We start from the raw sequence: 24873 nt of genomic DNA, 5'->3' as shown, positions 1-24873 counted from the left end.
TTCCCGCCTGCGCGGGAATGACGTTGGGACTTTATTAATTTGCGAGTCCCTTACAGCAGTTTTTAGATGCGTAAACCACAGCAAAGATGGGGAGTGGGGAGTAGGGAATTGTGTAGCTTAACCAAATGAAAATCGCTGTAATTCTTAACTCTCAACTTTTAACTCAAGTGGATAATCCCGTCGTTTGGTAAACCGATAGGGTCCCATCGTTGCTCCCCAGATAGCTCTGCCTGTTTCAATGTCGATTCCTTTGTCGTAGCTCATAAACTCTCCCGATCTCACCTCAAACCCAAGGGAAACCTGGCGAATTTCGCCGTTGTAATTGAAATAGCAGGGAGTTTCTGGCGGAGGAGAAGCAACAAATACCGAAGGTTGTGGTTGCCCAATATTTAAGACGCAACCAGGTAGCAATTCAATCTGCTCCAGAGTTAAGGATTTTAGAATTTCTGGGTTAACCCCGGCTCCCTTGAAGGCGTTCGGGTCTTTAAAGGCATAGTACTGCACCTGAAGAGCATCCTGGCTTGTATCGGTTTGCTTCAACTGGAGGAGTCGCTGACGATAAGGTTGTTCTGGCTGGAGTATATTTGCCTGTTCGGCAAATAGGGTGAGGCTGCCTTCTGTAAATAAAGAGACTGGACGCTGCCAGAGCCGCAGGTGAACATACCAGACTGGATCAGCGATCGCCTGTTCTCGATTGTCAAACTCACCCGCTAGATAATGAGCCAGGGTAAGTAGGGTGGCAAATGAAGACATCGCTTAGGAAGGGAGCAATAAGCTGGAGAGAGATTATTTTAAGTCGTGGGTTTATTCTTCATTAAGTCATAACTCGACCCATCTGACAAAACTTGGCAAACTCGCCGTCAAGCGCGAAAATGGGGAGTATCGCCCACCCATTAATTCTTTACTGTGAACAACGTCCGCACGGTTTCTGATACTAAACGAGCCTTCTACACCACTCACACCCGCCCCATTAACTCGATCTACCGTCGAGTGGTGGAGGAATTGATGGTAGAGATGCATTTGCTGGCAGTCAATGTGGACTTTAACTATGGCCCAATCTATGCCCTGGGTGTGGTCACTTCCTACAACCGCTTTATGCAAGGATATCGCCCAGAGCAAGATATTGCTTCAATTTTTGATGGGCTGTGTAAAGCGCTTCAAGATGATCCTGGTCGTTATCGCTACGATGCTGAGCGGTTAGAAGCTTTGGCTAAACGCTTATCTGCCCAGGAAATGATTCAGTGGTTAGAATTTTCTTTGCCGGTGGCTGATGCCACGGATATGCAAGATCAGATTCGAGCGATCGCCCACAACCCTAAGTTCAAATACAGCCGCCTGTTTGCGATCGGTCTGTTCACATTGTTAGAACTGGCAGACCCTGACCTGGTAAAAGATGAATCTCGGCGCACTGAAGCGCTGAAACAAATTTCTACGGCCCTTAATCTACCTGAAGAAAAGATTCAGAAAGATTTGGAACTTTACCGCAGCAATCTGGAGAAGATGGCTCAGGCACGGCTTGTGATGGAAGATGTGCTGAAAGCCGATCGCAAAAAGCGGGAGGATCGTGAGAAAGCGAATGCAGCCGCTTCGACCACTCCATCTGACTCTTCCGAGCCTAAAGGGGAAGCCCCATCAGGATCTTAGACAAACCGGATGCTGTTTAGTTTATGACAAGGGTTGCTTCCTTCCAAAAGGTGCCGTAGTCGAGACAGGCAGGTTATGATTCCTCATAGCCAAACATTGCTTTGGAGCAGATTATGGGCTTGCATGTGACTCCGACTGAACAGCAGGGGCAGTACCGCTACGACCCCACGCATCTGGACCAGAAAGGACCTGCACGAATTTTTCCCTATGCCGGAGAGGATGGTGTTATCCGCTATGTTTTGACCAAACTCCGCCAGAATTTGCTAGACCGAGGGCAGCTTTCTCAACCGTTGAGTCTGCTGTTGGAACAGTTTGAAAAGGCTAGCGGGACACTAGAAGAGGGATGGACGACGCTTTTAACGATACTGGCAGATTTCCCGGTCTTTCACTCAAACTGGTTTAATCTCACATTACCGCCAGATGAGCAGTTTGATAGTAATTTCATGCAATTACGGCGTGAAATGGGGGGGATTTTACAATCGGCACTTAAGGCAGCGGAGGCAGCCAAGACCGATAGCTTTTTGATGCGATCGCGTTTTTACCAGGAACTAGAGGCAAATGGACGGTCTCGCCCAGTACTAAGCCAGATCCATGAGCGAGATGGCGGCTTGAGCGATCGTGAATTTGCTCGTCAGCGTATTGCGGGACAAAATCCAATTGTGCTGCGCCGCTGGCAAGTTAGCTTTCCAGATAAAGACCATCACGCACTCCAGTCCTGGGCAGAGCAGTCTTACCAACTGGGTGATGGCAGCACAATTGACCTGGTGCAGGCGGCAGAGTCCAAGCGCCTCTTTGTTGCCGACTATCCTCTATTGGCATCGTTAACTCCCGCAGATTTACAACGCGGTCGGTATGTTGGGAGTCCTGTTGCTCTGTTTTACCGAACTGAGCAAGGGCTGACCCCAGTGCTAATTCAGGTAGAAAAAGGACGGGTGGTTACTCCCGATAGCCCAGAAGCCGATGCCTGGATGCGCGCTAAGCTCTGCGTGCAAACGGCAGATGTTACCCACCACGAGTTAATTTCTCACCTCTGCTACACCCATTTGAGGATGGAGGCATTTGCGATCGCCACGCCGCGCCAATTGCCTTCCAATCATCCGATTTATCAGCTTTTACGTCCCCACTTTCAGTTTCTGCTGGCAATCAACACTCGTGGTAATGCCATGCTGCTAGGAGAGGGAGCCGCCATTGATACGCTCATGGCACCTACCCGTGCTGCATCCCTCGCCTTGATCAATCGAGCGTACCAAAAACCATTTCAGTTCCATTCGTTGCCTAATTACATTCAGCATCAGGGAATTGAGCCAGAGTTTTTGCCAGAGTTTCCCTATCGGGATGATGCGTTACTGCTATGGGAGGCGATCGCCTGGTATGTCACCCGATTCCTGCACCGTTATTACCCAGATGACCAGGCAGTGGAACAAGACACTTACCTGCAAGCCTGGGCAGAAGAATTGGGTGCCCCTTTGCATACCCGTCCTCGTAGCGAATTTCCCCAGGCACCTGTCTGGCTTCCCAAAGAGTGGTCTATCGAATTGGGGTTGGATTTAGAACAGCTACCATCCCACGCTCGTGTACCAGACTTCCCTTCAATGGAGGTTGGTCAAATGTTGGGGAAAATCACTAGCCTGCAACAACTGATTGAGATTGTGACTCAAGTAATCTTTACCTGTGGTCCCCAGCACGCAGCGGTCAATTTCAGCCAATTTGACTACGTGGGCTACATGCCCAATGCCCCCTTTGCCCTTTATGGTCGCCCCGATACGCCTGCAACCCTGGAAGACTTACTACCTTCTCCCACCCAGGAGCTTGGACAGATGAGACTGGCGTTTGCGCTAAGCGGCATTGTGTGGGGAAGGTTGGGCAGCTCTGACCTGATCAAATTCCCGGATAGGAGCGATCGCCAGGTGCTGGAACAGTTCCAGTTTGAGCTATCAGAAGTGGAAGCCAAAATCAAAACCCGCAACCAGCAACGTTTGGCAGATCATGGGGTTGATTACCCTTACCTGCTGCCTTCAAGGATTCCAAATAGTATCAATATCTAAATGAGTTCAGGTATCAGGTAAAAGGGTTGGAAGGACTGGTCATAAGTAATCGGTAATGGACTAAAACAGCTATTGACCATTACCGATTATCGATTACCCGCGTAACCAATGGACTACTACCAGCTTCACAATCACTTCATAAGCATCGCTAAATTCTTCACATTGGCTTTATAAATATTGGAGGAATAAATATTAATCTTTTGGTTTGGTTGGCGCATTTTATGAGCTGACAACGGCGAAATTAGGGTGGCTCCAGTCCTGCAACGTTAAAAATCCCCAAAAAAATACCGTAATGCTGGCTAGAAGACTCACTATCTCAGTGCTTGTAGCAGCGATGGCTTCAACGGGTACAGCGTTTCCCGGTTGGACATTGCCACTCTCTCCAGGCGATCTCGTCCGAGTGTTCACTCCCCTCGACGATGAACTGCCACCCGATAGCCGTTTTCGCCTGAGCGGTTTATATGAAGTTAACCTCGATGGCACCCTCCAGATTCCCTTTTTAGAGCCACAATCTGCGGTTGGACTTGAACCTGCCCAGGTCGAAAAGAATCTAGCGGAGGCACTGGTCAAGAAAGGCTATTTCCGACCTGATTTTTTGGAATTAAGTGTCAAAGTTGCCCGCTGGGCACCTGTCCAGGTTACGGTATCGGGGGAAATTTTTCGTCCAGGTCGGGTGCTGGTAAACGACCTCTCAGAAGGGACGGAGGAGGCTAACTCACGGCAATCTAGAGAAACGGCGATCACAGGCGATAATCCTCCAGGACGCTATCTAACGGCTGCCATCCGTCAAGCGGGGGGGCTGAAGCCAACTGCCGACATTCGCCAAATTCGCCTGGTTCGGAGAAAGCAGGAAAGAGTATTTGACCTGTCGGGGGTTATCACCGGGCAACCTGTTCCAGATGTGCCCCTGATAGCAGATGATCAAGTGATCGTGCCAAAACAGGCGATCGCCCAAAATGAACTAGTCCGTCCCTCTCAATTAACCCCGAATGAGATTCCAGTTCTGCTGTCAAACCTGACGGTTCCCCATACGCCCAATCAGGGTAGGGGTGGGCAGATTGTAGAACTGGAGTATGGCACCCGCCTTTCTCAAGTCGTCGTCACTGCTGGCTGTGCTGGTGGAACCCGTGCCACAAATGCTCGCCGCAAAGTTGCCCTGATTCGAACTGATCGGTTGACCGGCGCAACCGTGGTCATGGACCGTCCAGTGGAACGGTTGCTGAAAAATGCCTCTAACGATCAGGAAAACCCATTTCTGATGCCCCAGGATGGAGTCGTTTGTTACGATTCAAGAGTCACCAACATTGCCAGTATTATCCGCACGGTTGGCACCATCTTTAGCCCATTCTTCCTGATTCCGGGGTTGTTCAGGCATGACGAATGAGTATCCACCCATTTCGCCTTCTACCCTAGCGGCTTCGGCTGACCGGCAGCGAAGATTACGCTATTTGGCTTTAGCTCTGGCGGCAAATGTCTCAATCTGGGGCATGGTTTTGTGGTTGATCAAGGATTCGCCTCGTTCCTACGCCAGCCAATGGACGGTTATGCTTTTGGATAGAGTCCCCAAAGCAGGTGGTGATAGTGGTTTGGGTGGAGACCAGGCAGCTACTTCTTCCAGTAATCACTCTGATCCCAAAGCAACCTATCAGGTAATTGCAACGACCGATCTGGTTCGTAGAACGGCGGCAGCAAAGCTGGGTATGACCACTGAGCAATTTGGCAAACCTGAAGTTGAAGTCACTCCGAGTACTGAATTGATTCGTTTTACGATGACTGGTTCTACTCGTGAGGAGGCACAGAAGAAAGCCTATGCCTTGAATGAAGCGTTTCAGGAGCGACTGAACCAATTAAGAATGCAGCAGGCAGAACACCAGGAGGCTGAGTTTGAAAATGCCCTTAGCATTGCCAAAAAACGGTTGGAGGCTGCCCAACTTCGACTTTCTGACTACAAGGTGCGGGCAGGGTTGGCTTCTAAGGACCAGATTGACCAGCTTGCCAGCAATATTGAGACACTAAGACGACTCCGGGCAGAAGCAGCGGCTCAGCAGCAGGATGCCAGTATCCGGTCGCGACAGCTAGCGGCTGATTTAAATCTATCTTCTAATCAGGCTTCAGAGGCGTTTACTTTACGGGCAGATTCCCTATTTCAGCAGTATTTACGAGACTATAGCGAGGCAACCACCAATCTGACCAATATTTCAACCAAATTTGGTCCAAACCATCCGGTTGTTCTACGAGAAGCTGCCCGTAAGTCAGCCGCTCAAGCTGCATTGGTGGAGCGGGGAGAAGCTTTGCTGGGACATCCAGTAGATATGGTAGCGATCGCCCGACTCAATCTGTCAGGGGATTCCCAATCGACGACTCCCCGGGAAAGTTTGTTCAAAGATGTGGTGACTAACAATTTAGAACGTCAGGGGATGGCTGTCCGCGTGATCGAACTTGATCGCCAGCTTTACCAGTTAGAACAGCGTCTCAATGTTTTAGCACAGCGCAATTCAACCCTGGATGCCCTAAATCGAGACATGCAGATTGCGGAAGCCGTTTTCGCTGCCCAGTTGAAGGAGTTAAATGCAGGCAATCGGGATGTTTTGGGTTCTTACCCACCCATACAGATGATTGCCGATCCTAACCTGCCAGAAAAGGGTATGGTTCCTCGGCAACAACCCTATTTGATCGCGGCTACAATCGCTTCTCTGGGCGCTATGGCTGGTTTGCTGCTACTATACCTGCGTAAAACTGCACCTGGGAGGAAATGGATTCAGAAATACCGTTTTTTGAAGCCAGTCTAATGAGTTGCCTGTAGCAATTCCCATTTGTGTGTACGGTCAAACGGCTGATTCAGTAGGGTTTTTAGCCTTAGTTTGGACCGCACTCGTCTGAGCCTCGCCATATTTCTGACTTTAATCCGCCGCGATCGCAACCCCCTGTTCATACCGAATCACACTCTGCCCCAAGGAGATCGACAGGCTCATGGGCAATATTTCAATTTCAAACCCGGTTGCAATCGATTTCAGGTCGAGTAAGGAGACTTTCCAACTTGCCGGACGAAATGTCCATGCTCTCATCCTCTCGTCTGGGTAAATTGCTTGGGGAGTATAGGTCACGCCAAGCACATTAAACCTTACGTCAGATTGCCTTAGCAGCCGTTGAACTTCTCGCCAGTCATAAATCAAGCTTTGACAGGCTTCGGCTTCACAACCGATAAACTGGGCACCCAAAAACCAGGTGAGCCGGGCACAAATCTCTTCCAGACGAGAGCGATCGCCCCTGAGCAGCATTGCCTCCTCAGGCAAAAGAGCTGAATTGGTTATTGGCATCCAAAGCTCAAAACAGGTAGACGCATCAATTGGAATTGTCGTCAGCCTGAGATGGGGTGCTAACCCTAAAGGGTTAGGAGCAACCGCCAGTTCAGTTGGGATGAAGGAGTCAATCATTGTCTTGAGGTTTGCTCGCAACTACACTTAGGGTTCCCACAAACGCAGCTAACTATTGGATCTTTCCACACTCAGCATGACTGTTATCACACACAGTTACGTTCAGTAATGGTGAAAACAGAATAAAGCATCCATGAAATCTGCTATTAGGAGCCAAAAACTCACTTTCTCCACCCCACATCCCAACCCTATACCCTTATATTGGATGACAAATTTTGCTCTGTGACAATATATTCAGTCCATTAAACACCGTTGTTTTTCTATAGCTAATATGCATTCTTGGTCAGTCTATACTGTTTTTTGTTGTTAGGCAGTACACCTCACACCCCACACCATTAAGATCGCGCCGATGACGACCTGATGACTGTCACAATCGTTTCCACTGAGAATTTAAAGGAAATATAAAATTCTGAAGTCGTTAGGGTGAAACGATTGCCATGTCTCCTGTAACCGTGTTAATTGTCTGCATGATATTTCTGTTGAGTGCAAACGAATTTGCGCTTGCTGCTAGAAAAGGAGTTCCAGGACGACGGGTGGGTGGTGGCACCCGTTGTGAACAACCCACACCATCCTCTATTCATTTTGATTAATGTCCAGTTCTAGCTACAACAATTTTCAATTGAGTGGAACATATCTGAATTACGGCAATGTTCAGACTGAATCAGCTACATTCCTAGAATTCGGATACCGTTACTTAACAAATTTATAAACCTCCGAGCAGATGAACCCCTAGAATTGGAGTGGAGTTCAGAGGGATGGTTATGAACCTCACTCACCGGATTGTTCGGGGTCTTGTATTTGCTTTTTGCCTGGGTCTGCTGGCTTTTCTTTATGTTGGAGTGCAGGGAGAAGCGCTGGCAAAGCCTATGTCTACGATCGCAACCAGTGCTGAAGTGGCAAAAGTATCTCTCAGCGACCCTTCTGGAAAGTCTAAACTAGGTGGGCAAGTTTTCTTATTTAAAACAGCTAAAGGGGTGTTGATTCAGGCAAGCGTGAGTAATGCCCCATCGGGGTTGCATGGCTTTCACATCCATGAAACCGGCAGTTGCAAAAATAATGGCAATGCAGCGGGTGGGCATTTTAACCCAGACCAGGTTAAGCATGGCAAGTTAATTGTGGATGGGTTTGCCAATGCCCACGCGGGAGACCTGGGCAATATTTTGATTGCAGCAGATGGTACTGGCTCACTGACTCAATCAGTGCCGGGACTGACCCTGACGGATGGCAAATATGCGATCGCCAACCGTGCCATTATTCTCCATGCTCAAGCAGATGATTTTGGGCAGCCAACTGGCAATGCGGGGGGACGGATTGGCTGTGGAGTGATTACACCGGGCAAGCCATAAAAAAACAGAGATGTTCGTTAGAACGCCCTTGCCAAAGGAAAGTCCTCGTGAAAGCCTGCGCTAGACCACCGCGGTCTGTTGAGGATTATTTTGGGGGTTTTCAGCCCCCAAAATAATCCTTTTCCTATTCAAGACTGACAAACACCAAGTTGACAAATCACTAATATCCCGTCAAGAAAATTTTGAGGGTCGTAGACCCTCAAAATTTAGCTATCGTTTACTTTTTGGGTGTTCGCTACCTGTCAAATTAAATTTGACAGACCACTAGGCGCTGACAGAAGAAACTGTTTTGTGAATAGAAGCTGGTTCTAGTAGCTGTGTGTACATCTGATTGAGCTGCATCGCAATCCCATCCCAGCTAAACTTAGCTCTCACCCGTTTCCTGGCTGCCTGTCCTAACTGATCGCGCCACTCTGGATTGGTCAGAATGCGGTCCAGGGCGATCGCAAATGCGGCATCCTCTTTGGGAGGGACTAATAGTCCGGTTTCCTCTGAAACGACAGTAAATTGTAAGCCACCTACATCACTACCTACTACAGGTGTACCCGCCGCCATGGCTTCAATCGTAACCAAACCAAAGGGTTCGTAATGGCTAGGCACCACAGAGACATCCGCTGCTGTATAATAGGTTGGCAACTGCTCCCGACTTAGCCGACCGGGGAAATAGGTAAGCTGGCTCAAACCCAGTTCAGCCACAATCCCTTCAATCCGATCGCGCTCTCGCTCATCACTATGACCGGGGCGGCTACCACCTCCTATAAATAGCTTCAACTTACCCGAATCTCGCAAACACGAACGATGGACTGCGCGTACCAGGGTTTCAATCCCTTTCCGGGGATCAAACCGCCCCACGTAGAGGATTAGTTTTTCATCTGGAGCAATCCCCAACGCCTGTCGTGCCGCTTGCCGGTCTACTCCACCAAAATGCTCTATATCCGTACCGCACGGAATAATATCGATCGCGCCCTTTGTAGAAACAAGCGATCGCATATGTTCTTTTTCCTGGGGGCTGGTCGCTACAATGCGATCGGCAGTTTCCAGGATCGCCTTTTCAACATCAAGTCGGGTTTTTGCAATCAGTGGAATGGTTGGAATCGACTTATACTTTATCGCCCCCAGCGAATGATAAGTATGCACCTGCTTCAATGCCGGAAGCTTTTTTCTCAACTCCATGCCAACCCAGGACGAAAGCCAGTAGTTCGTATGAACAAGGGAGTAAGTAATTCCCTCCTGCTGCTTAAAATCCAGGAACGCTTGCACAAACTCTGGCAAGAAGTCAAACAGTTCATCCCGTGGAACAAACTCCTGCGGTCCTGCCTTCAGGCGGATTGTGCGGCAGTGGGGACTATGCTCAACGAACTTAGATTGATCGGGGCTAACCCGGCGAGTGAACATATCCACCTGCCAGCCCTGGCGTGCTAAAGCTTCACCAACCTGACGCACGTAGACATTTTGTCCTCCTGCTTCTTCCTTCCCAATTTCGATGGCTGGATCGCCATGAACGGAGATCAGAGCAATACGCTTTCTGTCTGAGAAAAACATGGCTTTGTGAGATTTCTACTAAAGTTGAACAAAAAAGTCAGCAAACTCAACAGGGAAAATAAGCTTAAAGAAATTTGTGACGATTCTAGAATGACGACTCTCAGAATACAGATGTGATGAGGAAAGTGCATCGCTCAATAGAAATAATTTCAGAGCTGCACAGCTAAAGTGAAGTTTTTTCCGATCGGTCTCCATCCCTCTGAGGGTAGAACCTGAATCATACCGAAGTCCAATTCTGAACCATAACGTACCAGCAAATAGTCAAACTATGCCTCCAAAAGACTACACCATCAATCTTCCAGACAAGGTTGCACTTAAGTGGTTTAACGATGATTTAGCTCACAAAAATGTGGGACTTGAAGCAATCAATGCAATCTAACTGGATATTTTTTAATACGAACCACAGACGCAATATTGCCTGCGATCGCACAGGATACACCTGTCTTCAATCAATAATCTTCCGCTACTTGAAATTGAACTGTAGCATAAGTTAGTAATTGCAAAAGTTCATGATGGCATCTCCTGCACGCATCAGAACTACGTGCTGGTATCAATCGCTGTCGTGAAACATTGCCCTGAGTATGGGTTTTAAGTCAAGGAAACTGAATACCCTATCCATCCAAAACCCTCTGTTACCAGGCATAAAGAGATGGGGGCAAAAAATACTTTGGCCGGAAACCTCTGGTAAACTTTCAGCTTTCCTGGTAGCAAATCAGACACGACTTTGCTGCTTTTCCTATAAAATAAAAATATCGAATTAGAGGAAAATAATTAGTATAACTAATATTGATTAACAGGTCTTGAGCTTAGGCAATGACCACGCGAATTTGTATCAGAGGTTATCAAAAAACGCCAATAGAGAATTCTGACTTTAAAGAATTGGTTGAAAATCACCTGACTTAATACGAACTTTATGGAGATTCGGTAAAATTTACGTAAATATTGTAGAAGTAGGGTGTGATCAGGGTTTAGTCTTGACTTTTCCAGTTGGTAGCCGACATTAGCCCCCCTTCAGGACGTTACCAGATGCTAGACACAGGTCAACTGCCACTCAGCGGCGAAACCCTTCAGTGTTTTCGACAGGGGCTTTCGGCATTAGTGGCTGAAGAATTTGAACGAGCGGTTTTTTGTTTTGATCGCGTTCTAGAAGTTCGCCCCGACTTCTACGAAGCCTGGTATGAGCGTGGTTTGGCTTTAGAAAACTGTGGTGATTATACAGATGCGATCTCCAGCTTTGATCGTGCCCTAGCCCTCCGCCCCAAGGCTGATGCAGCTTTCCAGATCTGGCATGATCGGGGAAATGCGCTTCAGTACGGATTGGGAGACTATATTGGTGCCATTGCTTGCTACGACCAAGCATTAAAAATCAAACCCAATGATGAAATGGCATGGCAAAACCGGGGGAATGTATTGCTGTATGGGCTAGATGTGGCAGAGGAAGCCCTTGCTTGCTATGACCGAGCATTGCACATTAATCCCGATAGTCATCTGGCATGGCGTAATCGGGGAAATGCCCTGGTTGAGCTAGGGCGGAATACAGAGGCGATCGCCAGCTACGATCGTGCCCTTTCCATCAAGCCGGATGATGAAGTTTCCTGGCAGGCTCGCAACCTGGCTTCCGAAAAGACGGGTCTCAGCGATCAACAACCCACGACCACCCCTGTCTGGTACAACACTGAATATGGAAGTCCGACGTTTGTTGAGGGAGAAATCAGTTTAGACGGTAAATCAGCCTCAGGGTTTTCCCCTTCAGACGAACGATCGCAGAGAACTCAAGGGCAACCCTTTTTGGTTATTGAGGATGACCTGGGCAGGCGCGAAATTATTTTAGAAAATGATCACTATCTAATTGGGCGCGATCCCCGGAATGACATTTGCCTGCACTCTCGCTTTACGTCTCGCCAGCACGCTTTTTTGACTAAAGTTCCGAAAGCAAACAATACTTACACCTACCGGATTAATGACGGTAGCCCCGATGGCAAACCCAGTACAAATGGCTTACTCGTCAATGGGCAGAAGCTGCGTGACTGGGAACTACAACCAGAAGATACGGTTGTGTTTGGCTCCAGGGTTCAAATCATTTTTCGTCTAGCACCTGTTTTATTTACCAAATCTTTCTAATCCTCACGGGCAAAAATCTGGATACGCTGGACTGCTTTGCACTCGAAACTCCGCCCTGCTTTCAGTAAAAATTCTCTCTATGCCAAACACTGAAGCAATGAGGCTTACGGGTGGGCGCTGACAAGGGTAGTGCAGATAACGATGCACGAAATCTTCATCTGAACTTAAAATATGCAATGAATAGCTTTATAGATTCATCAGTGAATTTACGGCTATGGTTAATTTTAGGGGGGGTTAATCCTGCTTTCTGATTTTTTAATCGGTATCATTTATTTCTTATCTTGATAAAGTATTCTATTTGGCAAGCAAATTTGATTTTATTGGGTAGATATACGCTAATAATTGAAGGTGTGAATCGAGACTGTGAATTATAGGTTTGTAGCTGGCAGCAGTTGGTTAGTATCTACAAACTATAGCAAGTTGGCATGACCTCTTCGCGTGATTCACGGTTGCTCTGTATAACCCCCTTGAAACCCATTTTTTTCGTCCTGAAAAGAGATGTTTGATTGCAAAGATCAATTTTAGTCTCAGAAAGTTTGGTGTTCGGGTTTGGCAGGTTGCTGACTCAAGTTAGGAAGACTGGAAAAAATTATCCAACCATTACCGGGTACGAAGGGAGAAGTTCTGATGTCCGATTTGATTCAGGCGGTTCTAAATAGTGATGAAAAAACAAATCTGCGCCAATTCGCCAGTTTACTACGCGCATCGGATAAACGTTATCTTTTGCGTAACGAAATTTTGACCGCTTTCGATGATTACTGTCGGAACTATGAAAAATCTGAACGCTTCTGTACGTCTTCCCGTTTGAGTAAACTAATTTCCTATGTGCAGGAAATTATTTTTGATGTCGAAAGTCTTTGCGTGGTTATTCGTCCTCGCATTGCCCGACAGGAAGCTTACCGCTTGCTGGAAGACTTGACGATTGAACCCATGAGCACTCAGGAGTTATTGGATCTGCGCGATCGCCTGGTCAACCGCTTCCATCCCCAGGAAGGGGACGTGTTGGAAATTGATTTTGATCCTTTCTATGATTATTCCCCCAGCATTCGGGACCCCAAAAATATTGGCAAGGGGGTTGAATTCTTAAACCGCTATCTCTCCAGTAAGTTGTTTCAAGATCCCAGCCAGTGGCAGAACGCGCTGTTCAACTTCCTGCGGTTGCACAGTCATGAGGGTTCCCAATTGCTGATTAATGAACGCATCCAGTCTCAGCAGCAATTATCTGACCAGATTAAGTCAGTCTTGCAACTGCTGGGCGATCGCCCCGGCAACCAGCCCTATGAGTCCTTCCGCTTCGATCTGCAAAACCTGGGGTTTGAACCGGGATGGGGCAATACTGCTCATCGAGTACGGGAAACCCTGGAAATGATGGATCAGTTGATTGATTCTCCCGACCACCAGGCGTTGGAGTCTTTCATTTCCCGGATTCCCATGCTGTTTCGGATTGCGATTATTTCACCCCATGGCTGGTTTGGGCAGGAAGGGGTGTTGGGTCGTCCTGACACAGGCGGACAGGTGGTCTACATTTTGGATCAGGTCAAAAGTCTGGAAAAGCAGCTCCAGGAAGACATTGAACTGGCAGGGCTGGATGTCCTGAACTTTCATCCCAAGGTAGTTGTGTTGACCCGGCTGATTCCCAACAGCGATGGTACCCTCTGTAACCAACGACTCGAAAAGATTCACGGGACTGAAGATGGCTGGATTTTGCGGGTTCCCTTCCGTGAGTTCAACCCGAAACTGACCCAGAACTGGATCTCCCGTTTCGAGATTTGGCCCTACCTGGAAACATTTGCGATCGATTCTGAAAAAGAACTACGGGCAGAGTTTGGTGGCAAACCCGATCTGATTGTGGGCAATTACTCCGATGGCAATTTGGTGGCATTCCTCCTGGCACGGCAGTTAAAAGTAACCCAATGTAACATTGCCCATGCCCTGGAAAAATCGAAATATCTATTCAGTAATCTCTACTGGCAAGATTTGGAAGACAAGTATCACTTTTCCCTGCAATTCACGGCAGACCTGATTGCCATGAATGCTGCCAACTTTGTCGTCAGCAGCACCTATCAGGAAATTGTCGGAACCCATGAGAGTGTGGGGCAGTATGAGTCCTACAAATCCTTCACGATGCCCGATCTATACCATGTCACCAGCGGGATTGAACTGTTCAGCCCCAAGTTCAATGTAGTGCCGCCTGGTGTCAATGAAAACGTTTTCTTCCCTTACACACGCATGGATGATCGGCTGCTAGAAAGCCGCGATCGCCTGGAAGAACTACTCTTTACCCTGGACGATCCTGCCCAGGTATACGGTACCCTGGATGACCCTGCAAAACGCCCCCTGTTTTCTATGGCACGGTTAGACCGGATCAAAAACCTGACAGGTTTGGCAGAATGTTTTGCCAAGAATGAGGAACTTCAGGAGCACTGCAACCTGATCCTGATTGCCGGAAAACTCCGCACGGAAGAATCCACTGACCACGAAGAGATCGATGAAATTGAGAAACTATATCGCATCATCGACGAATACAATCTACACGGCAAGATCCGTTGGCTCGGTGTCCGTCTCCCCAAGGGCGACTCGGGCGAAATCTACCGCATCATTGCCGATCGCCAGGGTATCTTTGTTCAACCAGCTTTGTTTGAAGCCTTTGGCTTAACAATTCTGGAATCCATGATCACCGGACTCCCCACCTTTGCGACCCGGTTCGGAGGTCCCCTGGAAATCATCCAGGATAAGGTCAACGGATTTCTAATCAATCCTACTCATCTGGAAGAGATGGCAAGTATCATCCTGGAGTTTATCTCCAAATGTGACCAGAACCCGAACTACTGGAATGAGATTTCTAACCGGGCGATCGAACGGGTTTACAGTACCTATACCTGGAAGATCCACACCACGCGGTTGCTTTCGTTAGCAAAAATTTACGGATTCTGGAACTACACCTCTTCTGAAGGGCGAGAAGACATGATTCGCTATATCGAAGCACTCTTCTACCTACTCTACAAACCACGGGCACAGGCGCTCATGGAAGACCACCTGCACCGCTAAAGAGACTTATACCAAATTCTTTGGAACGGGTAACAGGCTTCAGCCGGAACGTCTCAAACGTTCAAACCTACCTAAATACTGTACGCAATGGAGCAACTCTACCTATCATAGACAGGAATCTAACTGAGGATGTCTATGGTGGCTGAGTTGGGGATGGGCGAAACAGCAACAATTGAGGCGAATCTTAAGCCTTTTCTATTAGTACTCTGCGTATCCCTTAGCGTTGCAACCCTGCCAAACATCTTTGGCTGGTTTCGCCGCATCCCCTATACTCTGCTGCTGGTCATTGTTGGGCTTGTGCTGGCACTGGTCAACGTGCGATTAGTCAACCTCTCACCGGGCTTAATTCTGACCATCTTCTTGCCACCTTTACTGTTTGAAGCTGCCTGGAATCTCAAGTGGTCAAATCTGAAACAAGAGTTTTTGCCCGTTAGTCTATTTGCGATTATTGGGGTCATTATTTCCATTGCTGGCATTGCTTTTGGGTTAACTCAGTTCGCCGGACTTTCCCTCACCACTGCTTTGCTGATAGGCGTTTGTTTGTCTGCCACCGATCCAGTTTCGGTGGTGGCATTGTTCCGTGAGTTGGGGGTTGGGAAACAACTCCTCACCCTGATGGAAGGCGAAAGCCTGTTCAACGACGGCATGGCGGTGGTTGCTTTCAGCTTTATCCTCGGCTTTTCCCTCGGCACTACAGAACTGTCCGTCCAACCAATAGTGCTGGATTTATTCAAAGTGGTAGGGGTAGGGGTAGGGGTAGGAGCATTGATTGGATTTTCAATTTCCTACCTGACCCAGCGCTTTGACCTGCCCCTGGTAGAGCAATCGCTCACCCTAGTTTCTGCCTACGGCACTTACCTGGTAGCTGAAGATCTGGGTGGCTCTGGGGTGATCGGAGTGGTGACGATTGGCTTAATTCTGGGGAATTTTGGTTCTCGTATTGGCATGAACCCCCGCACCCGCGTAATTGTGACTGAGTTCTGGGACTTCCTGGCATTTTTTGTCAACTCGATTGTGTTTCTGCTAATTGGTGATCAAATTCACTTTGAGTTTTTAGAGCAGAATCTGCCTGCGATCGCCATCACAGTACTGGCTATGCTCCTGATGCGGGCGATCTCAATCTATACCCTGAGTCTGTTTAGCAACCGCTTTTCGGCAACTCCCATTTCCCTGGCGGGGCAAACGCTGCTCTGGTGGGGAGGCTTGCGCGGTTCTGTCTCCATTGCGCTGGCGCTCAGTGTTCCTGTTGTTCTGCAAGAACGGGAAACGGTCATTGCGACAGTGTTTGGCACGGTCTTGTTTACATTGCTGTTCCAGGGCTTGCTAATTCGACCCCTGCTACAAATGCTTAACTTGCTAGGAGATGAGCCACTGCGGCAGCAGTTTTCAGAAGTGGTTGCCCGACAGGTTGCGCTTAAACGGGTAGAGCAATATTTAGAAGAAATAGACGATCGTCCTGGGGTTGAACCTGACTTTTATGGCTATCAGAAGGCACTGGTTCGGGGAGAACTCAGCCGTTTAGGCGAAGAAATCGACAAACTTCAAGACCAGTATCCTAGTTTGAGAGGCTTTGCCACTGAACAACTGCGGAATGAACTTCTGGCGATTGAAGCTAATACCTATGCCGAGTTTGTCCAAACAGGGCGGCTTAACCAGGAACTCGCTTCTTTGCTGGAAGAAGTGATTGAGGAATAATTCACAGAAAATATAGCACCAGAGATTGCTGCCTTCTACGCTGTTACTTTTGTCCTTCCGTAGGGATTACTAAACGTAACGCGATTGAGTCCACAAACGGGTTTGCTCGTTGCTGCCATGAGTTCTACATCAGCGCTGAAAAGGTTGAGAAACTTTTCAGCACCTTGTGGAGTCTAACGCACTAGGCATGAAGGGATTTAATCGTCTTAATCAGCTCAATTCCCATTGTTTTCACTGATTTGTTTGACTACTGATGATCTATGTAATTTCTCAAGGGTGAAACTTTAACCGTTAATAAAGATACGGATTTTTCACCAAAGCTTCACTGAATTTGCATCTTCTACGTCAGGAAATAAGGTTATTCTCAAATGAAGTAATGATTAGAGTAAAGCAGACTATGTAGTTTTCCGCTTGGCAAAAATAGTTCGTAAAGCTTGAATACTTGCATCTAAGTGATTTCCTGTCGATGTTATTGAACTATTTTTAGGCGTTCAAATTGTTTAAGCTTCAAGCTTGCTTAAGGCATTTGAGTTCCAGGAAAAATTTAATTCTTTCCCTCAATCAATGTAAGTTTGGGAAAACCATGAAAGAAGAGGATTTCAGAGGACGCAAAGTTCTCATTACGGGTGGATTGGGTTTTATTGGTAGCAACCTTGCAAGGCGTTTAATTGCATTGGGAGCAGAGGTGCAGATCGTAGATAGTCTGATTCCAGAATATGGAGGAAACCTTTTTAATGTTTCAGATATTCAAGATCAGGTAACGATCAATATCTCGGATGTTCGAGATGAGCACAGTATGCGTTATCTGGTGCAGGGAAAGGACTTCCTGTTTAATCTGGCAGGGCAGACCAGTCATCTGGACTCAATGAAGGATCCTTACACCGATCTGGAAATCAATTGTAGAGCACAACTTTCTATTCTTGAGGCTTGCAGAAAGTACAATCCCGATATTCGGGTGGTATTTACTAGCACCCGTCAGCTTTATGGCAAGCCTGACTATCTTCCCGTAGACGAAAAGCACCTTCTGCGCCCAGTGGATGTGAATGGCATCAATAAAATGGCTGGGGAGTGGTACCACATTCTTTACAACAATGTCTACGGGATTCGAGCCAGTGCTCTAAGACTCACTAACACCTACGGTCCGGGTATGCGAATCAAGGATACTCGTCAAACCTTTTTAGGGATTTGGATTCGACTGTTAATTGAAGGAAAACCCTTTGAAGTTTGGGGTGGTGAGCAATTAAGGGATTACACCTATGTAGATGATGTGGTGAATGCACTGCTGATAGCCGCCGTCAATTATCAGGCTGAAGGCAAAATTTTCAACTTAGGTGGGGACTGTGTCGTTAGTTTGCGAGACACGGCAAAGTCCATGATTGAGGCGAACGGGGGAGGGGAATTTACTGTTCGCGAGTTCCCTGCAGAACGCAAGCGCATTGATATTGGGGACTACTATAGCGATTACAGCCTGATTCAGGCAGAGCTTGGATGGCAGCCTCAAGTCTCTTTGTTAGATGGTTTATCCAAAACACTGAAATATTATCGAGAAAACCTGGAGCATTATCTATGAATATGGTGGGTCAACAAGAGCCAATTCTTCAAACCAATCCAAAAGCTGGATACCTTGCCCATAAGGCAGAAATCGATGCGGCAATGCAGCAAGTTTTAGAGGGTGGCTTCTATATTCTTGGACAGGAAATGGAAGCCTTTGAACAGGAATTTGCTGCCTATATTGGTGCTAACTATGGAATCGGTGTTGCGAACGGTACCGATGCCATTGAGATGGCTTTGCGTGCCTGCGACGTTGGAGTTGGGGATGTGGTCATCACAGTCTCACATACAGCAGTTGCCACAGTTTCAGCAGTTGAACGGGTGGGTGCAACTCCACTTCTGGTAGATGTTGATCCCGTCACCTACACAATGGATGTAGATTGCCTGGAAGAAGCGATCGCCGAGGTTCATCAAAATCCCTCAATTGGTCAGCTTAAGGCAATTGTGCCAGTTCATTTGTATGGGCATCCGGCAAATATGCCTGCCATCATGGAACTTGCCAGACGCTATGAACTGTTTGTGATTGAGGACTGTGCCCAGGCTCATGGTGCAATTTTAGATGGACGCAAGATTGGCACCTGGGGGCACATGGCAGCGTTCAGTCTATATCCCACCAAAAATTTAGGTGCATTGGGTGATGCAGGCATTGTAGTCACCAATGATGCCCGTCTGGCAGAGGCTGTTTCGGTATTACGTCAGTATGGTTGGCGCAAACGGTACATCAGTGACATTCCCGGTACAAATTCTCGTCTGGATCCCTTGCAAGCAGCTATCCTACGGGTCAAGCTGCGCCATCTCGACGAGGATAACGCTGCTCGACAATCCGTTGCCCAACAATACAACGACTACTTGATTGGCTTACCCCTGCAACTGCCTGAACTTCAGGGAAATGTAACCCACGTTTACCATCAATACGTCGTTCGCGGACAGGAGCGGAACAGCCTCAAGAATTTTCTAGATAGCTACAAGATTGGAACTGCAATCCACTACCCGGCTCCGGTTCACCTGCAACCGGCATATCAAGCTAGAGTACCGCTGGGTAAACGGGGGTTGCCCGTCACTGAACAACTCTGTGGCGAAATCCTGAGCTTGCCGATGCATCCTTTCCTGACGGCTGAAGAAGTGCAGCGAACCGTTGAGGCGATTGTGCAATGGCATCAGGAAAGAGGGGCGGGCAATCTTCCCATTTCAACTCAGGGAGTGTTCAAGTCTGTCCGACAGTCCTTAGCATCTGGTTCTGTCTCAGCCCAGTAGGACACGAAGGAAATGCTGTAGGGGCGGGTTTATTAACTGCTTCAGTCTCTTCTGATTTGGTAACTCCTGCCCTACGGTATTCATGGAAAGTTTTTGAATTCATATTTTTCTCCAAAAGCCGATTCGATCCGAGAACGTTCTAGTTTTTGGGTGGTTAAGGCTGTTTGGATGGGTTTTAAGGTGATTTGACAAGAAGGTGAAATCAATGAGGATCGCGATCGCTACTGAAAACGCATCATTGGCAATGAGTGGAGAAGCTGGATTACCGCTCTACTACTTTGATCGCCTGCGAGAGCGAAATGTAGATGTTTGGATGGTTTGCCATGAACGGGTACGTGAGGAATTACGCGAACGTTATCCCGATGATCGGATTTTTCAAAAAATTTACTTTATCAAAGACTCTTGGCTACAGGTCTTAATCTTCAAAGCAGGTGCATGGGTACCGTTTCGGATTAGAGATATGATTCTGGGACAATTAATTCATCTGATTACCCAAAGTCAGGCACGTAAGATTGTCAAACAACTGGTTGAAAAGTTTGAAATTCAGCTCGTTTATTCGCCTACACCCATTTCTTCAAAAGCGCCCAGTTTTATGTATGGGGTAGGGGCACCCGTTGTGATTGGTCCCATGTGTGGCGGCTTGGACTTTCCACCTGCCTTTCGTTATCTGGAATCCCTCGGTACTCGTCTTTCTACTTATCTGGGGCGCATCTCTGCCCAGGTATTGAACTGGCTCATTCCTGGTAAGTTACAGGCAGAAGCTTTGCTGGTTGCCAATGATCGGACAGCCAAAGCATTGCCCAAGGGGTATACAGGTAAAGTTTATGAGGTGGTGGAAAGTGGGGTAGACCTCTCCCTCTGGCAACCATCAGACCGTCCAGCATTCCATCCAGACCGTCCCACCCGATTTGTGTATATGGCACGATTTGTAGACCAGAAAGGAATCCCGTTTCTGGTGGAAGCCTTTAAGCAGGTGGCAGAGCGGACAAACTCTGTGCTGGAACTCATTGGCAGTGGTGAGTTAATGGAGGCAACCAAAGCTCAGGTCGCTTCGCTTAATCTTCAGGATAGGGTCAACTTTTATGGCTGGGTAGCGCTTAAGGATGCCGCCGATCTGATTCGTGAATGTGATGTCTACATGGTTCCCGCAATTCGTGATTGTGGGGGATGCGCCATGTTAGAAGCAATGGCAATTGGAATGCCCGTGATCGCAGCCAATTGGGCAGGTCCGGGGGACTACGCGGATGATAGCTGTGGTATTCGGGTGGATGTGACCTCGAAAGAAGAATTTGTCAATGGACTGGCAGAGGCGATGATTCGTCTGGCAGAGTCACCGGAGTTACGCCAGCAGATGAGCAAGGCAAGTATAGAGCGGGTGCGTACCAGTTATTTTGACTGGGATTCTAAGGTGGAGCGGGTCATTGAAATCTTCCACGAGACTGTGGCTAAGTCTGAGCCTCAGACCGAACTGGGCGATCAACCTAAAAGCTTTGCAACCTATCACTGAACTAACGAATTTTAGACCTCCGCAATCTTAGAAATTTCGGAGGTCAGGGCAGAGGTTCTGTTACTTGCAAACTTCTAACCCTTATTTTATTCATGACCTTCAATCTATTGAGGTTAGGTAGAACGGCAGGACAACCACTGTTCTTCCTATTTTCTAGCCAGTTTTTTTGACCAAATCTAAACGTTCAGCTTACTTACCTGAGGCTTTTGCACTATGGCTCTAAACAACATTTGGAGGCTGCTATATCCCAGTTGGAAAAAGCTTGAAACAGAACCTGTTCCGGGCTACACCATCATGATCCTGGTTCCAGGTGATCTGCCCTTTTTCCTCAAAATCGCCCTGGAAACCTGTGCCAGGCAGGACCCAAAGGATCTCGTTGAAACGATCGTTGTTCCAGATAATCGGTTTCAGTCTAGGTTTGCAGAACGTCTAAAGGAGTGGACCAAGGATTATCCTGCTGGACCTGTGCGGTTAGTGCGTCAAAATCCGCTGGAAAACTTGCTGACACGCCATTACAATCACTACCACAACAATTACTGGCTGCAAGTCGTCAGGGGAATTAATGCGGTCAAGACCACCCATGTTCTTTTCCATGATGTGGATCTCTATATCCAAGAATCTGATTTTTTGCGGAAGCACTACGAAGCCTGTGTTGCCGAAAATCAGTCCATTCGTGGAGTGAGCAGAGCATGGGATCCCTGGTTTATGGAACAGGGAATTGACCATGTCGTAGCCACCTGGGAGTCGTTTTTTGATATGGGTTGGTTCCGCAGTTTCCGCCCGTGGGAGCAGCGGGGTCGTGATGTCATGGTGGCAGGTAAACCCCACTCTTGTGACGCTACTTACTGGGCACAGTGCCAAACTCCAGCCGCAAAGATTGGTTGCGAACCGAAAGAGGTCGGATTCATTCACTTCAATTACGTCACTGGTAACTATCGTCGCTTTCAGATGACCAAAGGACCGTTTGAAGATATATACTTCCGGTTGCTTTTGGTTAGATTGCTGATTGATGCCTACGATCCATCTGGATGGGAGTATGACGTGCCTCCGTTGGAGGAATTTATTCGAGGAACCAGTGACAGTTCCCGCAGAGTAACCTATGTTCAAGAAACAACCCGTCAGCACTATGTGCCATTTCGCACCTTGCTCCAGTCCTTGCTGGATAGTGGGTTACTCGATTCCCAGCAGCAATCTGTGATAGTCAATGGTATCCAACCATTTGACCGCATATTCAGTTTTGAGCAGTCACAGGCTACACAAAAGACTGTGACATTTTGACCAATGACTTTGACTAAATTTTGACCAATGTAGAAGTTAAGTAAATATAGAAGTTAAGTATAGGTTGAGCTAACTTCCTTATATCCAAACATTGGTATTAATGCATTGGACTAGGGGAGCCAGAAGCCAGGAGACGGGAAAAATCTCGTAGTCTAGCTTCTGGCTCCTGTCTTCATAAATCGCTGATCGGTTGCGCTTAAAAGCTTTACGTGTTCGCTAGGATAGGAGGAGGTTACGATAGACTTTTGAAAAGACCTCCAACTTCACATGGCTGAATTGGGCATTCCAGGCAGCCATTCAATGTAGCGATAGTGTAGCAGTAAAGGGCATTCGGTATGAAATCTTCCTGGACAAATGCAATGCAAAGGCGACAGCCACGAAATCGACCAACCGCCAGAGGGTTCATTGCTGCTGTTTGGGTGATTGCTCAAGGTTTCATGGTGGCAACAGTAGCTTTGCCAGCGCTGGCAGAGAACAATCGCAACACCATGACCTACACCGAACTGTTGGATAGGATTGATGCCGGACAGGTGGCGAAAGTCAGGATTGACCCAACCCGGCGGATTGCTGAAGTTGCCTTGGATGGTAAGGAAAAGGAGCCTTTGAAGGAGGTGCCCATCTTTGAGGGGGGCAATCCTGAACTGATTGAAAAACTGCGGGCGAATAAGGTTGAGTTTGATAACCAGCCTTCGCCAGATAACGGAGCAGTCATGGGAGTTCTGGCAAACTTACTCCTGTTTTTCCTGCTGATTGGTGGGTTGTTGTTGATTATTCGGCGTTCTAGCAATGCTCCCGGTGGTCCTGGGCAGGCAATGAATTTTGGTAAGTCTCGTGCCCGCTTTCAGATGGAAGCCAAGACGGGCATTATGTTTGATGACGTTGCCGGGATTGCAGAAGCCAAGGAAGAACTCCAGGAAGTAGTGACTTTTCTCAAAAAGCCAGAGCGCTTTACAGCGGTGGGTGCCCGCATTCCTAAAGGAGTGCTGTTGATTGGTCCTCCAGGGACGGGAAAAACGCTGCTGGCAAAGGCGATCGCAGGAGAAGCTGGGGTTCCGTTCTTTAGCATCTCTGGTTCTGAGTTTGTGGAAATGTTTGTCGGGGTGGGTGCGTCTCGCGTTCGTGACTTGTTTAAGAAAGCGAAGGAAAATGCACCCTGTCTGGTCTTTATTGATGAAATTGATGCCGTGGGTCGGCAACGGGGTGCGGGCATTGGTGGCGGCAATGACGAACGGGAACAGACCCTCAACCAGTTATTGACAGAAATGGATGGATTTGAGGGCAACACGGGTATCATCATCATTGCTGCTACGAACCGTCCCGATGTGCTGGACTCAGCTTTGCTACGTCCCGGTCGGTTTGACCGGCAGGTCACGGTTGATCTGCCCAGCTTTAAAGGGCGGCTAGGAATTCTGGAAGTTCATGCCCGTAATAAAAAGCTAGACTCTGATGTGTCTCTGGATGCGATCGCCCGCCGCACTCCTGGTTTTTCTGGTGCGGACCTGGCAAATCTGCTAAATGAAGCAGCGATTCTTACTGCCCGTCGTCGCAAAGATGCGATTTCAATGCTGGAGATTGATGATGCGGTTGATCGAGTCACAATCGGTCTTTCCCTCACCCCACTGCTGGACAGTAAAAAGAAGCGCCTGATTGCTTACCACGAGGTTGGGCACGCTCTCTTAATGACTATGCTGAAACATTCAGATCCCCTGAACAAGGTTACAATTATTCCCCGTTCTGGGGGAGTTGGTGGTTTTGCTCAGCAGGCATTCAACGAGGAAATGATTGATAGTGGTTTGTACACAAAAGGATGGTTGACTGACCGGATTACGATGGCGTTAGGTGGACGAGCAGCGGAGCAGGAGGTGTTTGGCGATTCGGAAATTACGGCTGGAGCCAGTAGCGATATCAAAGCCGTGGCTGACCTGGCACGGGAGATGGTAACGCGCTACGGGATGTCTGATCTGGGTTTGGTTGCCCTGGAAGGGTCAGGCGGCAACGAAGTATTTCTTGGTCGCAATTGGATTCCGCGCGCTGAGTATTCAGAAGAAGTCTCAACCCAGATCGATCGCCAGATTCGGGAAATTGCTCTCCGTTGCTACCAGGAAGCCCGGCGTATCATCCGGGAAAACCGTACCCTGGTTGATAAATTGGTGGATATTCTGCTGGACCAGGAGACGATTGAGGGGGATGATTTCCGTAAAATCGTAGATGAATACACAGCGCAGGATAATGCTGTTACGGTTCAAGCTTAGGGCTTGGTTAAGCAAAGATCAGGGGAAGAACGATCTCTGAATATAACCATTCCCAATTGTGTGTATGGTCAAACTGCTGATTCAGTAAAGTTTTTTTGGCATTAGTTTGTACCGCCCTCGTCTGAGAATCACTATAAATTGTGTTGCCAATCAAAA

17 protein-coding genes are annotated in these 24873 nt (G+C 47.9%); 14 read left to right on the top strand and 3 right to left on the bottom strand.

The genetic code is table 11. The annotated features are described in order from the left end of the window. Positions 1-144 precede the first annotated feature (144 nt). Positions 145-753, bottom strand: coding sequence for a CpcT/CpeT family chromophore lyase (locus AC1S52_RS13545; protein ID WP_482029543.1), 609 nt, complete (start codon positions 751-753; stop codon positions 145-147). A 153-nt stretch (positions 754-906) separates the two neighbouring features. Between AC1S52_RS13545 and psb29 the strand changes: the two genes are divergently transcribed. From psb29 to AC1S52_RS13525, 4 genes are all read left to right on the top strand, one after another. Further along, positions 907-1644, top strand: coding sequence for a photosystem II biogenesis protein Psp29 (psb29, locus tag AC1S52_RS13540; protein WP_482029542.1), 738 nt, complete (start codon positions 907-909; stop codon positions 1642-1644). A 113-nt stretch (positions 1645-1757) separates the two neighbouring features. Beyond that, positions 1758-3689 carry a lipoxygenase family protein gene (locus AC1S52_RS13535; protein ID WP_482029541.1) on the top strand — a complete coding sequence of 644 codons (1932 nt, stop codon included), beginning with the start codon at positions 1758-1760 and terminating at the stop codon, positions 3687-3689. Positions 3690-4023: 334 nt separating this feature from the next. Further along, positions 4024-5073, top strand: a complete 1050-nt coding sequence (locus tag AC1S52_RS13530; protein ID WP_482029540.1) for a polysaccharide biosynthesis/export family protein — start codon at positions 4024-4026, stop codon at positions 5071-5073. Next, a complete protein-coding gene (locus tag AC1S52_RS13525; RefSeq protein WP_482029539.1) occupies positions 5063-6478 on the top strand; it encodes a GumC domain-containing protein in 1416 nt (471 codons plus the stop codon). Before AC1S52_RS13530 ends, AC1S52_RS13525 begins: the two co-directional genes overlap by 11 nt. A 111-nt stretch (positions 6479-6589) precedes the next feature. On the opposite strand, the gene AC1S52_RS13520 is transcribed toward AC1S52_RS13525, so the two are convergent. Further along, positions 6590-7123, bottom strand: a complete 534-nt coding sequence (locus tag AC1S52_RS13520) for a hypothetical protein (RefSeq protein WP_482029538.1) — start codon at positions 7121-7123, stop codon at positions 6590-6592. A 437-nt stretch (positions 7124-7560) separates the two neighbouring features. Between AC1S52_RS13520 and AC1S52_RS13515 the strand changes: the two genes are divergently transcribed. Together AC1S52_RS13515 and AC1S52_RS13510 are read left to right on the top strand one after the other, a co-directional pair. Beyond that, a complete protein-coding gene (locus AC1S52_RS13515) occupies positions 7561-7713 on the top strand; it encodes a hypothetical protein (protein ID WP_482029537.1) in 153 nt (50 codons plus the stop codon). Between the two features lie 165 nt (positions 7714-7878). Further along, positions 7879-8469 carry a superoxide dismutase family protein gene (locus AC1S52_RS13510; protein WP_482029536.1) on the top strand — a complete coding sequence of 197 codons (591 nt, stop codon included), beginning with the start codon at positions 7879-7881 and terminating at the stop codon, positions 8467-8469. Positions 8470-8733: 264 nt separating this feature from the next. On the opposite strand, the gene AC1S52_RS13505 is transcribed toward AC1S52_RS13510, so the two are convergent. Continuing rightward, a complete protein-coding gene (locus tag AC1S52_RS13505) occupies positions 8734-10011 on the bottom strand; it encodes a glycosyltransferase family 4 protein (RefSeq protein WP_482029535.1) in 1278 nt (425 codons plus the stop codon). Between the two features lie 1026 nt (positions 10012-11037). Between AC1S52_RS13505 and AC1S52_RS13500 the strand changes: the two genes are divergently transcribed. From AC1S52_RS13500 to ftsH, 8 genes are all read left to right on the top strand, one after another. Beyond that, entirely contained in the window at positions 11038-12132 is a 1095-nt protein-coding gene (locus AC1S52_RS13500; protein ID WP_482029534.1) for a tetratricopeptide repeat protein, read from the top strand. A 627-nt stretch (positions 12133-12759) separates the two neighbouring features. Further along, on the top strand, positions 12760-15180 hold the full coding sequence (locus AC1S52_RS13495) for a sucrose synthase (RefSeq protein WP_482029533.1): 2421 nt from the start codon (positions 12760-12762) through the stop codon (positions 15178-15180). 135 nt (positions 15181-15315) lie between these two features. Further along, positions 15316-16875, top strand: coding sequence for a cation:proton antiporter (locus tag AC1S52_RS13490; protein WP_482029532.1), 1560 nt, complete (start codon positions 15316-15318; stop codon positions 16873-16875). Between the two features lie 583 nt (positions 16876-17458). Further along, positions 17459-18445 (top strand): NAD-dependent epimerase/dehydratase family protein, encoded by a 987-nt coding sequence (locus AC1S52_RS13485; RefSeq protein WP_482029531.1) that lies wholly within the window; start codon positions 17459-17461, stop codon positions 18443-18445. Then, a complete protein-coding gene (locus tag AC1S52_RS13480) occupies positions 18442-19680 on the top strand; it encodes a DegT/DnrJ/EryC1/StrS family aminotransferase (protein ID WP_482029530.1) in 1239 nt (412 codons plus the stop codon). The genes AC1S52_RS13485 and AC1S52_RS13480 overlap by 4 nt, the downstream gene beginning before the upstream one ends. Positions 19681-19885: 205 nt before the next feature. Next, positions 19886-21187, top strand: a complete 1302-nt coding sequence (locus tag AC1S52_RS13475; protein ID WP_482029664.1) for a glycosyltransferase family 4 protein — start codon at positions 19886-19888, stop codon at positions 21185-21187. 213 nt (positions 21188-21400) lie between these two features. Further along, the gene (locus AC1S52_RS13470; protein ID WP_482029529.1) at positions 21401-22465 is read left to right on the top strand and encodes a hypothetical protein; all 1065 of its coding nucleotides are present in this window, start codon (positions 21401-21403) and stop codon (positions 22463-22465) included. Positions 22466-22824: 359 nt separating this feature from the next. After that, positions 22825-24717, top strand: a complete 1893-nt coding sequence (gene ftsH / locus AC1S52_RS13465) for an ATP-dependent zinc metalloprotease FtsH (protein WP_482029528.1) — start codon at positions 22825-22827, stop codon at positions 24715-24717. Positions 24718-24873 lie beyond the last annotated feature (156 nt).

The organism is Kovacikia sp. CALU 1929 (assembly GCF_056784235.1).
Note: the sequence above shows the minus strand (reverse complement) of the source record. Positions and strands in the feature narration are given on the sequence as shown.